13 protein-coding genes are annotated in these 13,538 nt (G+C 67.0%); 12 read left to right on the forward strand and 1 reads right to left on the reverse strand.

Going from position 1 to position 13,538, the window contains the following annotated elements:
• The first annotated feature begins 8 nt into the window (after positions 1-8).
• The 6 genes from cobW to cobJ are packed head-to-tail and all read left to right on the forward strand — an operon-like array spanning position 9 to position 7,658.
• Positions 9-1,064 carry a cobalamin biosynthesis protein CobW gene (cobW, locus tag E4Z66_RS01005; protein WP_136461078.1) on the forward strand — a complete coding sequence of 352 codons (1,056 nt, stop codon included), beginning with the start codon at positions 9-11 and terminating at the stop codon, positions 1,062-1,064.
• 34 nt (positions 1,065-1,098) lie between these two features.
• The gene (cobN, locus tag E4Z66_RS01010; RefSeq protein ID WP_136461079.1) at positions 1,099-4,407 is read left to right on the forward strand and encodes a cobaltochelatase subunit CobN; all 3,309 of its coding nucleotides are present in this window, start codon (positions 1,099-1,101) and stop codon (positions 4,405-4,407) included.
• The gene (locus E4Z66_RS01015; RefSeq protein WP_246035823.1) at positions 4,404-5,558 is read left to right on the forward strand and encodes a cobalamin biosynthesis protein CobG; all 1,155 of its coding nucleotides are present in this window, start codon (positions 4,404-4,406) and stop codon (positions 5,556-5,558) included. Before cobN ends, E4Z66_RS01015 begins: the two co-directional genes overlap by 4 nt.
• Positions 5,558-6,187 carry a precorrin-8X methylmutase gene (locus E4Z66_RS01020; RefSeq protein ID WP_136461080.1) on the forward strand — a complete coding sequence of 210 codons (630 nt, stop codon included), beginning with the start codon at positions 5,558-5,560 and terminating at the stop codon, positions 6,185-6,187. The genes E4Z66_RS01015 and E4Z66_RS01020 overlap by 1 nt, the downstream gene beginning before the upstream one ends.
• Positions 6,184-6,912, forward strand: coding sequence for a precorrin-2 C(20)-methyltransferase (locus E4Z66_RS01025; RefSeq protein WP_136461081.1), 729 nt, complete (start codon positions 6,184-6,186; stop codon positions 6,910-6,912). Before E4Z66_RS01020 ends, E4Z66_RS01025 begins: the two co-directional genes overlap by 4 nt.
• Entirely contained in the window at positions 6,909-7,658 is a 750-nt protein-coding gene (gene cobJ / locus E4Z66_RS01030; RefSeq protein ID WP_136461082.1) for a precorrin-3B C(17)-methyltransferase, read from the forward strand. The genes E4Z66_RS01025 and cobJ overlap by 4 nt, the downstream gene beginning before the upstream one ends.
• On the opposite strand, the gene E4Z66_RS01035 is transcribed toward cobJ, so the two are convergent.
• The gene (locus E4Z66_RS01035; RefSeq protein ID WP_136461083.1) at positions 7,634-8,389 is read right to left on the reverse strand and encodes a cobalt-precorrin-6A reductase; all 756 of its coding nucleotides are present in this window, start codon (positions 8,387-8,389) and stop codon (positions 7,634-7,636) included. The two genes, cobJ and E4Z66_RS01035, sit on opposite strands and share 25 nt — an antisense overlap.
• Here E4Z66_RS01035 and cbiE point away from each other — a divergent pair.
• From cbiE to cobF, 6 genes are read left to right on the forward strand one after another with little or no spacing between them, the layout of a single operon-like run.
• Positions 8,388-9,587, forward strand: a complete 1,200-nt coding sequence (cbiE, locus tag E4Z66_RS01040; RefSeq protein WP_136461084.1) for a precorrin-6y C5,15-methyltransferase (decarboxylating) subunit CbiE — start codon at positions 8,388-8,390, stop codon at positions 9,585-9,587. The two genes, E4Z66_RS01035 and cbiE, sit on opposite strands and share 2 nt — an antisense overlap.
• On the forward strand, positions 9,569-9,964 hold the full coding sequence (locus tag E4Z66_RS01045; RefSeq protein WP_342773432.1) for a cobalamin biosynthesis protein: 396 nt from the start codon (positions 9,569-9,571) through the stop codon (positions 9,962-9,964). The genes cbiE and E4Z66_RS01045 overlap by 19 nt, the downstream gene beginning before the upstream one ends.
• The gene (gene cobM / locus E4Z66_RS01050; protein WP_136461085.1) at positions 9,961-10,755 is read left to right on the forward strand and encodes a precorrin-4 C(11)-methyltransferase; all 795 of its coding nucleotides are present in this window, start codon (positions 9,961-9,963) and stop codon (positions 10,753-10,755) included. The genes E4Z66_RS01045 and cobM overlap by 4 nt, the downstream gene beginning before the upstream one ends.
• Before the next feature lie 2 nt (positions 10,756-10,757).
• Complete coding sequence (locus E4Z66_RS01055; RefSeq protein WP_136461086.1) at positions 10,758-12,068, forward strand: cobyrinic acid a,c-diamide synthase CobB; 1,311 nt, start codon at positions 10,758-10,760, stop codon at positions 12,066-12,068.
• A complete protein-coding gene (gene cobA, locus E4Z66_RS01060) occupies positions 12,065-12,799 on the forward strand; it encodes a uroporphyrinogen-III C-methyltransferase (protein ID WP_136461087.1) in 735 nt (244 codons plus the stop codon). The genes E4Z66_RS01055 and cobA overlap by 4 nt, the downstream gene beginning before the upstream one ends.
• Positions 12,792-13,529 (forward strand): precorrin-6A synthase (deacetylating), encoded by a 738-nt coding sequence (gene cobF, locus E4Z66_RS01065; RefSeq protein WP_136461088.1) that lies wholly within the window; start codon positions 12,792-12,794, stop codon positions 13,527-13,529. Before cobA ends, cobF begins: the two co-directional genes overlap by 8 nt.
• Positions 13,530-13,538 lie beyond the last annotated feature (9 nt).

Here is a 13,538-nt window from a genome sequence, read left to right on the forward strand (position 1 = left end):
GGGCTACCATGTCCGAACTGGCAAAACTCCCCGTTACCGTCATCACCGGCTTTCTCGGCTCCGGGAAAACGACATTGGTGCGCGAATTGATGCAAAACCCGGGCGGCAAGCGCCTTGCGGTGGTGGTCAATGAATTCGGCGATGTCGGGGTCGATGGCGACATCCTGAAAAGCTGCGCGATCCCCGATTGCCCGGCAGAAAACATCATGGAACTGGCCAATGGGTGCATTTGCTGCACCGTGGCCGACGATTTCATCCCGACAATCGAAGCGCTGATGGCGCTTGATCCGCGCCCCGATCACATCCTGATCGAAACCAGCGGTCTGGCGCTGCCCAAGCCGCTGCTCAAGGCGTTCGACTGGCCCGATATCCGCTCCCGGATCACCGTGGATGGCGTGATCGCGCTGGCCGATGCCGAAGCGGTGGCCGCAGGCCGGTTTGCGCCCAATGTCGCCGCTGTCGATGCGCAGCGCCTTGCCGATGAAAGCATCGACCATGAAACGCCGCTGTCGGAAGTGTTCGAAGATCAGATCAGCTGCGCCGATATCGTGCTGCTGACCAAGCCCGATCTGGCCGGTCCCGAAGGGGTGGCCAAGGCGAAAGCGATCATCGCCGCCGAAGCGCCGCGCCCGCTGCCGGTCATTGAGGTGGCCGAAGGTGTCGTCGATCCGCGCGTGATCCTCGGCCTCGAAGCGGCGGCCGAAGACGATATGGAGGCGCGTCCAAGCCACCATGATGGCCACCATGACCACGAACATGACGATTTCGACAGCATCACCGTCGATATCCCCGAACTCGCCGATCCGGTGCAGCTTGTCACCGCGATCGAGACGCTGGCGAATACGCAGAACATCCTTCGGGTCAAAGGCTATGCCGCTGTGACGGGCAAGCCGATGCGCCTGCTGGTGCAGGCTGTGGGCGCGCGGGTGCGGCACCAGTATGACCGCCCCTGGGCACCGGACGAAACCCGTCAGGGCCGTCTTGTGGTCATTGCGGAACATGACGACATCCGCCGCGACGTGATCGAAGCCGCGCTGGGCGTGATCGCCCAAGCCGCCGAATAGGGCCGGGGGAACCGGCGCTGGGCAGGATCGACCGATGCATGTGATCTTTCGCGAAAGCCACGGGCTGGAGGAAACCGACACGCCGATGGATCTGGGGCAAAGCCCTGCGGATCTGGTGGTGCTGTCCTTTTCCGACAGTGATCTGGGCGCTTTCGCAAAGGCGTGGCATCGTGCGGGCGGGCCAGATGGCGGGCTGCCCAGCCTGCGTCTGGCCAATCTGGTCGCGCTGCGCCATCCGCTTTCCGTCGATACCTATATCGAACAGACGCTGTGCGGGGCCAAGGGCATCCTGATCCGGTTGATCGGGGGCGTGCCTTATTGGGCCTACGGGTTGCAACAGGTCGCGGCACTGGCCCGGCGCGAGGGGATCGCATTGGCGGTTCTGCCCGCCGATGGCCGACCCGACCCGCGCCTTGACGAGGTTTCGACCCTGCCGGTGTCGACCTTGCGGCGACTGTCCCACCTGGCCGATACCGGCGGCGAGGTCGCGGCGCAGGCGGCGCTGGCGCAGCTGGCGCTGGCGGCGGGTCTGTATGCCGGGCCGGTGCCGGGCTCCAAATCCTTGCCACCAACCGGCGCATGGTCGCCGGCGCGGGGCGTATATGACCCAGCCGATATCCCGGCCAAGACCCGTCCGCGGATCGTGGTGACGTTCTATCGCTCTTACCTTGTGGCGGCGGATACTGCCCCGATCGAGGCGCTTCTGACGGCGTTCGAGGCGCGCGGATACGAGGCTGTCGCGCTTTACGCACCAACGCTCAAAGCGCCGGAAGCCGCCGCGTGGCTACGCAGGCAGATCACCCATCTGGACCCGGATGCCATCGTCAACGCCACCGCCTTTTCCGGCAAGGGCGAGGATGGGCGCTCGCCGCTGGATGCGGGCGGCGTGCCGGTGTTTCAGGTCGCGCTGTCGACCGCGCGGCGCAAGGATTGGGCGCTTTCCGAACGCGGTCTGGCCCCCAGTGATCTGGCGATGCATGTGGTCCTGCCCGAAGTCGATGGCCGCATTCTGGGCGGCGTCGTGTCCTTCAAGGAGCCGGGCAAGCGCGACCCGCATCTGGAATATTCCCGCTTTGGCCACCGGGCAGAGCCGGAGCGCATCGAAGCTGTCGCCGCGCGTGTCGACGGCTGGCTGCGATTGGCCGAACGCCCCGCGGCGCAGCGGCGTCCGGCGCTGATCCTGTCCACCTATCCGGGCAAGGACTGGAACCTTGGCCACGCGGTCGGTCTGGATGCACCTGCCTCTGCGCGCGCCATTCTGTCGGACCTTGCGGGGGCGGGCTATGACGTGACGCAGGCGCCCGGTGATCTTTCGGCGGCGCTTTTGGCGCGCAGCGTGGCGTGGTCGCTGGAAGACTATGCCGCCGCATTGGCGAAACTGCCCGAAAGACTGGCGCAGGATCTGGCGCAGACATGGGGCGCGCCCGAGGATGATCCCAACGTGACCGATGGCGCGTTTCGCTTTGCGGCGCTGCGCTGTGGCAAGGCATGGGTCGCGCTTCAGCCGGAACGCGGCGGCGCGGCGCATCTGCGCGAGGACGAATATCACGACCTGTCGCGCACCCCGCGCCACAGCTACGTTGCCTTCTATCTTTGGCTGCAAAATCAAGCGGATGCCCTGGTCCATATCGGCGCGCATGGCACGCTGGAATGGTTGCCGGGGAAATCCGTCGCCCTGTCGGCGGAATGCTGGCCTGACGCGCTGATCGGCGCGCTGCCGGTGATCTACCCCTTCATCGTCAACGATCCGGGCGAGGCCGCGCAGGCCAAGCGGCGCATTGGCGCGGTCACACTGGGACATATCCCACCGCCGCTGCGGCAAAGCCGGACACCGGATCGGCTGGCCCGGCTCGAAGCGCTGCTGGATGAATTTTCCAACGCCGACGGTCTGGACCCGCGCCGCCGCGACCGCCTGCAACGCGACATCCGCGAAGAGGCGCAAGCCCTCGGGCTTGAGGACGACCTTGGGCTGGACCGGGCCGAATGCCCTGCAGAGGCGGTGACGCGGATCGACCGTTTCGTCTGCGACGTGAAGGAAAGCCAGTTCGGTGAGGGGCTGCATGTCTGGGGCCGTCCCGCGCGGCCCGGCGCGCCCTTCGATACCGATGCCTCCGTCGCGGCAGAGCGTCAGGCGCTGCTGGATGCGCTCGCGGGTCACCGGGTCGCGGCAGGCCCCTCCGGCTCTCCCTATCGCGGTCGCAGCGATGTGCTGCCCACCGGGCGCAACATGTACACGACCGATCCCCGCTCTGTTCCATCGCGCGCGGCCTGTGCGCAGGGGGTCAAGCTGGCCGATGAACTGGTCCGGCGGCACTTGCAGGACGAAGGCGACTGGCCGCGTGGCCTCATCGTCGATCTGTGGGGGTCGGCCACGATGCGCACGGCGGGCGAGGAATTCGCCATGGCGCTGCATTTGCTGGGCGTTCGACCAGTCTGGGATGCGGGCTCGGAACGGGTTTCGGGCATCGAAGTGCTGCCGATCACCGAGTTGGACCGCCCCCGGATCGACGTGACCTTGCGGGTGTCGGGCCTGTTCCGCGACGTGTTTCCGACGCTGTCGGCGCTGTTTTCGCAAGCGGTGCGGGCGCTCTGTGCCCGTGACGAGGCGCCCGATTGGAACCCCTTTGCAGGCCGGGCCGATGCCCAAAACGCGCGGGTCTATGGCCCGGCGCCGGGCAGTTTCGGGCTGGGCATGGGGCCGATGCTGGAGGACTATTCCGACGCCAGCCGTCGCGCCGCCGGCGAGGCGTGGCTGGCCGCGTCCTCATGGGCGCTGGATGGCGATAACGCGGTGCAGGACGTGGCGGGCATTCGCCAGCGTGTCGCGCAGGCGGACAGCTTCGTGCATCTTCAGGACTTGCCGGAAACAGATGTGCTGCTGGCCTCTGACTACGCCGCGCATGAGGCCGGGTTCGCCGCCGCCAAGGCCATTCAGGGCGGGCAGGGCGGTCACGCGGCCTTGTGGCACGTGGACAATACCAACCCGGACGCGCCGCGCGCCCGCAGCCTACAAGAGGAAATCGCCCGCGTCGTGCAGGCCCGCGCCGCCAATCCCGACTGGATTTCAGGCATGCGCGCCCATGGGTTTCGCGGCGCGGCAGAGATCGCGGCCACGCTGGATCACATGGCGGCCTTCGCGCATCTGGCTGGCGTGGTGGGGCCGCATCTGTTCGACCTCTATCACGAGGCGACGCTGGGCGACGACGACACCCGCGCCTTTCTGGAACGTGAAAACCCCGAAGCCTATCGCGCCATGTGCGACCGCTTTGCTGCCTTGCTGGAAGCCGGGCTATGGCAGACCCGCCGCAACTCGATCCGCGCCGCGCTGGAGGCCCGCACATGAGCGCGCCCCAACCCTCCAACGCGACCGCATCCGGTCCCGAAGTCAAAGGCTGGTGCCCCGGCGCGCACCGTCCGATGATGTCCGGCGATGGGCTGGTCGTACGGGTGCGCCCGAAGCTGGCGCGGCTGAACCGGAATCAGGCATTGGGCCTGTGCGCCTTTGCGCAGCGCTTTGGCACCGGGTTCATCGACCTGACCAACCGGGCGAACCTGCAAATTCGCGGCGTTGCAAGCGCGCAGCATGACGCGCTTTTGCAAGGGCTGGCCGCGCTGGACCTGCTGGACGTGGACCCGGCGCTGGAAAGCCGCCGCAATATCCTGGTGTCCCCGTTCTGGCTGCCCGGTGACCTGACCGAAAGATTGAGCCGCGCAGTTCTGGACGCCGTTCCTGATTTGCCGGAGCTGCCTGCAAAGGTGGGGGTGGCGGTCGATACCGATCAGGCGCCGCTGCTGTCTGCGGGCTCTGCCGATTTTCGGTTTGAACGCAGCGCATCGGGGCTGATCCTGCGCGCCGACGGGGCCAGGGCGGGCCGGGTGGTCAGCGAAGCCGCAGCCCTGCAAGCGCTGGCCGAGATGATCGACTGGTTCAACGCCCGCCGCACGGGCGACATGCGGCGCATGGCGTCCGTGGTGGCGCACCATGCTTTGCCCGCCGACTGGCTGCAAGAGCCGCCCCGCGCCGCCGCCGCGCGGCCAACGCCCGGCGCGCTTGCGCTGGGAATGCTGGCAGGCGCGGCATTCGGTCAGATCGATGCGGCGCAGATGCAGGACGTGATCCGGCGCGGCGATGTGCGCGGGCTGCGCGTGACCCCGTGGCGGCTGTTCGTGCTGGAAGGGGCGCAGGACGCAGCGCCATACATCACCGACGAATCCGATCCGCTGCTGCGCGCCCATGCCTGCGCCGGTGCACCGTTCTGTCCCCAATCGAGCGTCGAGACACGCGCCCTTGCCACCCGGCTGGCAGGCCGTGTGCCCGGCGTGCTGCACGTGTCGGGCTGCGCCAAGGGCTGCGCCCATCCCAAGTCGGCGGACACCACATTGGTGGGCCGTGACGGCGCGTTTGACCTTGTCGAGAACGGCACGCCATGGGATGAGCCGCACCGATACGGGCTGACCCCCGATGACCTGAATAACCTATCCGAGCAGGCCTGATGCCATATACCTACGAAAAAGACGGGGCGGCGATCTACCGCCAAAGCTTTGCGACCATCCGGGCAGAGGCTGATCTGGCCCGGTTCGACCCGGATGAAGAACAGATCGCGGTGCGCATGATCCATGCGGCGGGGCTGGTCGGTCTGGAAGAGCATGTGCGCTTCTCGCCCGGTTTCGCGCAAAAGGCCCGCGCCGCGCTGGAGGCCGGAGCGCCGATCTTCTGCGACGCGCGCATGGTGTCCGAAGGGGTCACGCGCCCGCGTCTGCCCGCCGGAAACGATGTGATCTGCACGCTGCAAGATCCCTCTGTGCCCGATCTGGCGAAACAGATGGGCAATACCCGCTCCGCCGCCGCGCTGGAGCTGTGGCGGCCCCGTCTGGAAGGCGCGCTGGTCGCGATCGGCAATGCCCCGACGGCGCTGTTTCACTTGCTCAACATGCTGGAAGACCCCGATTGCCCGCGCCCGGCGGCGATCATCGGCTGTCCGGTCGGCTTTGTCGGCGCGATGGAAAGCAAGGATGCCTTGTGGGCCGATCAGCCCGTTCCTTGCTGTATCGTCAAGGGGCGGCTGGGCGGCAGCGCGATCACCGTGGCCGCGATCAACGCCATTGCGAGCCGCGCGGAATGAGCGCGGGCACGATCTATGGGCTTGGCCTCGGTCCCGGTGATCCGGAGCTGATGACCGTGCGCGCCGACCGCTTGCTGCGCGGCGCACGCCATGTCGCCTTTTTCCGCAAGGCCGGGCGCAAGGGGCAGGCACGTCAGATCGTCGAGGGCATGATCCCCGAGAGCGCCGTGGAATTCCCGATGGAATATCCGGTGACAACGGAAATCCCTGTCAGCGATCCCGAATATAACCGCCTTCTGTCAGAGTTTTACGAGGAATCCGCGGCCCATCTGCGCGCCCTTGCGGTTGCGGGCGAGGATGTCGTGGTGCTGTGCGAGGGCGATCCGTTCTTCTACGGCTCCTTCATGCATCTTTATACCCGGCTGATCGAAGATGTCCCGGTCGAGGTCGTCCCGGCCATTACCGGCATGTCGGCAGCATGGACCGCGACGGGCACGCCGATCACATGGGGCGACGATATTCTGACCGTGCTGACCGGCACCCTGCCGCAAGAGGTTCTGACCCAGCGGATCAAGGACACCGATGCGCTGGTCATCATGAAAATCGGCCGCAATATCGACAAGGTGCGCCGCGCGCTGCAAGAGGCGGGCAAATACGACGCCGCATGGCTGGTCGAATTCGCGGCGATGCCGGGGCAAACCGTGCAGCGCCTTGCAGATGCGGCGGATAAGGTCACGCCCTATTTTTCCATCATCGTGGTGCATGGGCAGGGGCGCCGGCCATGACGGGCTGGGTGCAGATCGCGGGGCTGGGGCCGGGGGCGGAAGAGCTTGTGACACCGCAAGCGGCGCAGGCCCTGGCCGAGGCGACCGACATTATCGGCTATATCCCATACGTGGCGCGCGTTCCGGACCGCGAAGGGCTGGTCAAACATGCCTCTGACAACCGGGTGGAACTGGACCGCTCGCGTCATGCGCTGGAACTGGCCAGCGCCGGGCGCCGGGTGGTTGTCGTGTCGTCGGGCGATCCGGGCGTCTTTGCCATGGCCTCGGCGGTGTTCGAGGCGGTGGAGAACGGCCCGCCCGCATGGCGCGATCTGGATATCCGGGTGCTGCCCGGCATCACCGCGATGCTAGCCGCCAGCGCCCGCGCCGGTGCGCCTTTGGGGCATGATTTCTGTGCCATCAATCTAAGCGATAATCTCAAGCCGTGGTCGCTGATCGAAAAACGCCTGCGTCTGGCGGCCGAGGCCGATTTCGCCATGGCGTTCTATAACCCACGATCAAAATCGCGGCCCGAAGGCTTTGCCAAGGCGTTGGACGTGCTGAAAGAGGCCTGCGGTGACACCCGTCCGGTGATCTTTGCCCGCGCGGTTTCCACCCCCGAGGAAAGCCTGCGCATCGTGCCATTGCCCGATTGCACGCCGGAAATGGCCGATATGCGGACCATGGTTCTGGTCGGATCGTCGCGGACACGGATCATCGACCGTGAAGGCGCGCCCATCGTTTATACGCCAAGGTCGACCCCATGATCGGCCAGCCAGCCCAGAACGGCATCAACGCCGTGCAGTTCGCGCCGCTCTGGCAGGGCCGGGCGATCGATCATGATGACCGGAAGGCCAAGCGCGCGGGCCGCGTGAATCTTGGCCACCGCCCCTGTGCCGCCCGCATTCTTGGACACGACCAGATCGATCCGGTGTTCCTGCATCAGGGCGGTGTCACCCTCGACACTGAACGGGCCGCGATCGACGATGATATGCGTGTCCGGCAGGGGCAGCGCGCCGTTGGGCGGATCGACGAGGCGCAGAACGTAGTGGTGCTGCGGATTGGGCGCGAATTGCGCCAGATGCATACGGCCCACGGCCAGCAGAACGCGCATCGCCGGGCGGTCCAGCGCGGCCACGGCGGCGGGGATATCGGGCACCCGTTGCCAGATGTCGCCGGGTTCCGCCTGCCATGCAGGGCGCGTCAACGCGGCCAGCGGCACGCCCGTTACAGCGCAGGCCTGCACCGCGTTCAAACTCATTTGTGCAGCAAATGGATGGGTCGCGTCGATCACATGGGTGATGCCGGAGGCGCGCAGATAGTCCGCCAGCCCCTCCGCCCCGCCAAATCCGCCGACCCGCAGCGGCAATGGCTGGCGCTTGGGCCGTTCGACCCGGCCCGCCAGCGACAAGGTGGCCGCGATCTCCAGATCGGCCAGCCGGTTGCACAGGGCTGTTGCCTCCATCGTGCCGCCAAGGATCAAAAGGTTGGGTGTCATGGCTGATCTCCCTTGGTTGACGATCATCGGGCTGGGCGAAGATGGGCCGGAAGGGCTGACAAGCGCAAGCCTTGCCGCGCTGAACGGTGCAGAAATCGTGATGGGCCCGGACCGGCATCTTGCGCTGCTTCCCGATACGGGGGCAGAGCGCGTGACATGGCCCGTGCCATTCGCGGACGGGATCGAAAAGCTGCTGTCCTATCGCGGGCGAAAGGTGGCGGTTCTGGCCTCGGGCGATCCGTTCTGGTTCGGCGCGGGCAGCGTTCTGGTGCGGCACCTGTCGCCCGGTGAATGGCGCGCGTTTCCCGGTGTGTCTTGCTTTTCGCTGGCCGCAGCGCGACTGGGCTGGGCGCTGGACAAGACAACCTGCCTTGGCCTGCATGCCACGCCGCTGTCGCATCTGCGGCCCGATCTTGCGCCCGGCACACGGCTGATCGTGACCCTGCGCGATGGCGAAGGGCCGGCCGCGCTGGCCGCTTACCTGACTGGCGAGGGCTTCGGCGACAGTCAGTTGCATGTGCTGCAATCGCTCGCCGGACCGGCAGAGCAGATCACCACCCATACCGCCAGCGCCTTGACCCCCCAGACCGCGTTCACCCATCCGGTATGCGTCGCGGTTGAGGTGCAGGGGCAGGGCGCTTGCCTAAGCCAGGCCAGCGGCCTTTCCGACGATTGGTTCGACCATGACGGCCAGATCACCAAGCGCCCTGTGCGCGCGCTGACGCTTTCGGCGCTGGCGCCCCGCGCGGGGGAGCATCTGTGGGACATAGGCGGCGGGTCCGGGTCCATCGCCATCGAATGGCTGCTTACGCATCCCGCGACGCAGGCCACCGTGATCGAAGCCGTGCCGGAACGCGCGGCGCGAATTGCGAAGAACGCGGCGCGGCTTGGGGCGGCGCGGCTGAAGGTTGTGACCGGGACAGCGCCGGACGCGCTTGAAGGATTGGCCCCGCCCGACGCGGTGTTTATCGGCGGCGGTCTGTCGGCGGCGCTGCTGGCGCGGCTTGGCGACGTGGCGCAGGGCGCGCGGATCGTGGCCAATGCGGTCACGCTGGAAAGCGAAGCGCTGCTGACGCAGACCCATGCCGACAGGGGCGGCAACCTGCACCGGATCGCCCTGTCAGAGGCGGTGCCTTTGGGGTCTAAACATGGCTGGAAATCGGCCTTTCCCATCGTGCAATGGAGCGGGCGTCTATGATCGTGGCAGGGTTCGGATTTCGCGGCGCGGCTGAGGCGGGCAGCCTGTCCGACGCGCTGGCCCGTACCGGGTTCGCGGCGGATGTGCAGGCGCTGGCAACCGCCGATGACAAGGCCGCCGCACCCGCCTTTGTCGCATTTGCCGACGCACTGGATTTGCCCATTCATCCCATTTGCGGCGCCGATCTGTCAGAGACCGAAACCACCACCGATAGCCCGACCATCCGGGACCACCGCCAGACCGGAAGCGTTGCCGAAGCCGCAGCGCTGTTCGCGGCGGGGCCCGGTGCGAAACTTTTGTGCGCGCGCGTCATCTCGCAGGATCGCATGGCAACGTGTGCCATTGCCCGCGCGCCCATCCAAGGAGAGCCAGAATGACCGTTCATTTCATTGGTGCAGGCCCCGGTGCCCCCGATCTGCTGACCCTGCGCGGGCGCGATATCATCGCCTCTTGTCCGGTCTGCCTTTATGCCGGGTCGCTGGTGCCCGAAGCCATTCTGGACCATTGCCCGCCCGGCGCGCGCATCGTGAATACCGCGCCGATGGACCTTGACCAGATCATCGCGGAAATCCGCACGGCCCATGCCGCGGGGCAGGATGTGGCGCGGCTGCATTCGGGCGATCTGTCGGTCTGGTCGGCCATGGGCGAACAGATGCGCCGCCTGCGCGCCGAAGGTATCCCGGTCTCTGTCACGCCGGGCGTTCCGGCCTTTGCCGCCGCGGCAGCATCGCTGGGCGCTGAACTGACGCTGCCGGGGCTGGCGCAATCGGTGGTTCTGACACGCACGCCGGGCCGCGCCTCGTCCATGCCCGAAGGCGAAACGCTCACCAATTTCGCCGCGACCGGCGCGACATTGGCGATCCACCTGTCGATCCAGAACCTGGCCCGCGTGGTGGCGGATCTGACACCGGCCTATGGCGCGGATTGCCCCGTCGCCGTGGTCTACCGCGCAAGCTGGCCCGACGAAAAGATCATTCGCGCCACACTGGCCGATATCCAGGACCGCCTTGACGGCAGCGTGCAACGCACGGCGCTGATCCTTGTTGGCCCCGCGCTGGCGGGCGAAGGCTTTGACGAAAGCTGCCTTTATGCCGTTGACTACGACCGCCGGTATCGCCCGCAAAGCGCCGACAGCCCGTGGTCGGGCTGGACGCCGGAGGGGCAGTGACCATGCGCGGCGTTCTGATCTCGGCCCCGTCATCGGGGACGGGCAAGACAACGGTGATGCTGGGCTTGCTGCGCGCTTTGGCGCAGGACGGCCTGACGGTGCAGCCGTTCAAATCCGGCCCGGACTATATCGATCCGGCTTTCCACCGCGCCGCCAGTGGGCGCGCATCCTATAACCTTGATACATGGGCGATGGGGGGCGATCTGCTCTCGGCCATCGCACAGCAGGCGCAGGGCGCGGATATCTGCGTTGCCGAGGGGTCCATGGGCCTGTTCGACGGCGTGGCCACGCGGGGGCAGACGGGGTTCGGCTCCAGCGCGGAAACAGCGCAGCGGATAGGCTGGCCGGTGGTGTTGGTTCTGGATGTTGGCGGGCAGGCGCAATCGGCGGCGGCCACCGCGCTGGGTTTTCGCAGCTATCTGCCGGATTTGCCCTTTGCGGGCGTGATCCTGAACCGCGTGGCATCCCCCCGGCATGAGCGTCTGACGCGGCAGGGAATGGAACGCGCCGGGCTGCCGGTGCTGGGCGTGCTGCCCCGGCGCGGCGATCTGGCCCTGCCGGAACGGCATCTGGGCCTGATCCAAGCGGTGGAACATCCCGATCTGGAGGCAGCCATTGCGGGCTATGCCGCCTTCCTGCGGGAAAATGTCGATCTGGAGGCGATCAAAACCGCCGCCGCAGGCGCGGCGCTGCCCAAGGGCGGCGCGCTGCCGAACCCGCCCGCGCAGCGTATCGCATTGGCGCAGGACGCCGCCTTTTCCTTTACCTATCCGCACCTTCTGGAAGGGTGGCGCAGCGCGGGGGCGGAAATCCTGCCCTTTTCGCCACTGGCCGACGAAGCCCCGGACGCGGCCGCGGATCTGGTCTGGCTACCCGGCGGCTACCCCGAGCTTCACGCGGGCCGCATCGCGGCGGCAGAGCGGTTCCTGTCAGGGCTGCGCGCCCACGCGCAAACCCGCCCCGTGCATGGTGAATGCGGGGGCTATATGGCGCTTGGCGCGGGGCTGATCGACAAGGATGGCACGCGTCACCAGATGGCCGGGTTGCTGGGGCTTGTGACCAGCTACGAGAAACGCAAGTTCCATCTGGGCTATCGCCGGGCCACGCTGGGCGCGCCGCTGCCGGGATTTGCGCCGGGTGCAGTGCTGCGCGGCCATGAATTCCATTATTCGACGATCCTCGATCAACCCGACGCGCCGCTGGCCGAGGTCTGCGATGCCGATGGCAACCCGGTGCCAGAGACCGGTTCCGCCCGCGGCCATGTGACGGGTACGTTTTTCCATCTCATTTCCGAAGAAGAGGGCGCGGCATGAGCGGTTTTGTCAGCTTTGTCGGATCGGGTCCGGGCGACCCGGAGCTTTTGACACTGAAGGCGGTCGACCGTCTCAAACGTGCCGATGCGGTGCTGTTCGACGATCTGTCCTCCGGGCCGATCCTCGATCATGCGGGGCCGGAGGCTGATTTGGTCGGTGTCGGCAAACGGGCCGGGCGCGCCTCGCCCCGGCAGGATCACGTGAGCCGTCTTCTGGTGGATTACGCCAAGACCGGCCAACGGGTCGTCCGGCTGAAATCGGGCGATAGTGGCCTCTTCGGACGGCTGGAGGAGGAACTCGTCGCGCTGCGCGAGGCCGGGATCGCCTATGAGATCATCCCCGGTGTGCCGTCGGCCATCGCGGCGGCGGCGCAATGCGGTATCCCGCTGACACGGCGCCTGACCGCACGGCGGGTCCAATTCGTCACCGGCCATGACGCGCGCGGCACCTTGCCCGAAGATATCGACCTTGACGCGCTGGCCGATCCGGGGGCCTGCACCGTGGTTTTCATGGGCAAACGGACGTTCCCGCAGCTTCTCAAGGCGCTGGAAGCGCGGGGCTTGCCGCCCGAAACGCCCGCCATTCTGGCCGAGGCGGTGTCCACCCCCGACCAAAAGGTGCAGCGCGCGACCGTCGCCGCGCTGGCAGAGCAGCTCGCGCAGGAAATCAGCGATAAACCCGCGTTGATCCTTTACGGTCCGCTGGCGGAATTGGGGACCGGCTTTGACTGAACTTTGGCTGATCGGCATGGGCACCGGGCATCCGGGTCATGTCACGATGGAAGGGATGGCGGCGCTGCGCGATGCGGCCTGCGTTCTGATCCCGCGCAAGGGGGCGGGTAAGGAAGATCTCGCCCATCTGCGCCACGCCATTCTGCGCGATGCCGGGGCCGAGGCGCGGGTGATCGAATTCGATATGCCGGTGCGCGATGAAAGCCAGCCCTATGCGCAGCGTGTCTCGCTTTGGCATGACGAAATCGCCCGCCGCTGGCAGACAGCGCTGGCCGATGCGCCAGAGGGGCCGGTGGCGCTGCTAGTCTGGGGCGATCCGGGGCTTTACGACAGCACGCTGCGCATTGCCGAACGTCTGACGCCCGCACCGCGCTTGCGCGTCGTGCCGGGTATCACCGCGCTTCAGGCGCTGACCAGTGCCCATGCGATCCCGTTCAACACCGTGAATGGTGCCGTCACGGTGACCACGGGCCGCCGCCTGCGCGATCACGGTTGGCCAGAGGGTGCCGATACGGTCGTCGTCATGTTGGACGGTCAGTGCAGTTTTCAGACCCTCGCGCCCGAAGGGCTGCATATCTGGTGGGGCGGATTTCTGGGAATGCCGGAACAGGTGCTTGAGGCCGGACCACTGGCCGAGGCCGCGCCGCGCATCGTGCAGACCCGCGACGCGGCGCGCGCACGCCATGGCTGGATCATGGATACCTATCTGCTGCGCCGCACCGCCGAATAAACTGCGCAA

It is taken from the genome of Aliishimia ponticola (assembly GCF_004803475.1).
Taxonomy (GTDB): domain Bacteria; phylum Pseudomonadota; class Alphaproteobacteria; order Rhodobacterales; family Rhodobacteraceae; genus Aliishimia; species Aliishimia ponticola.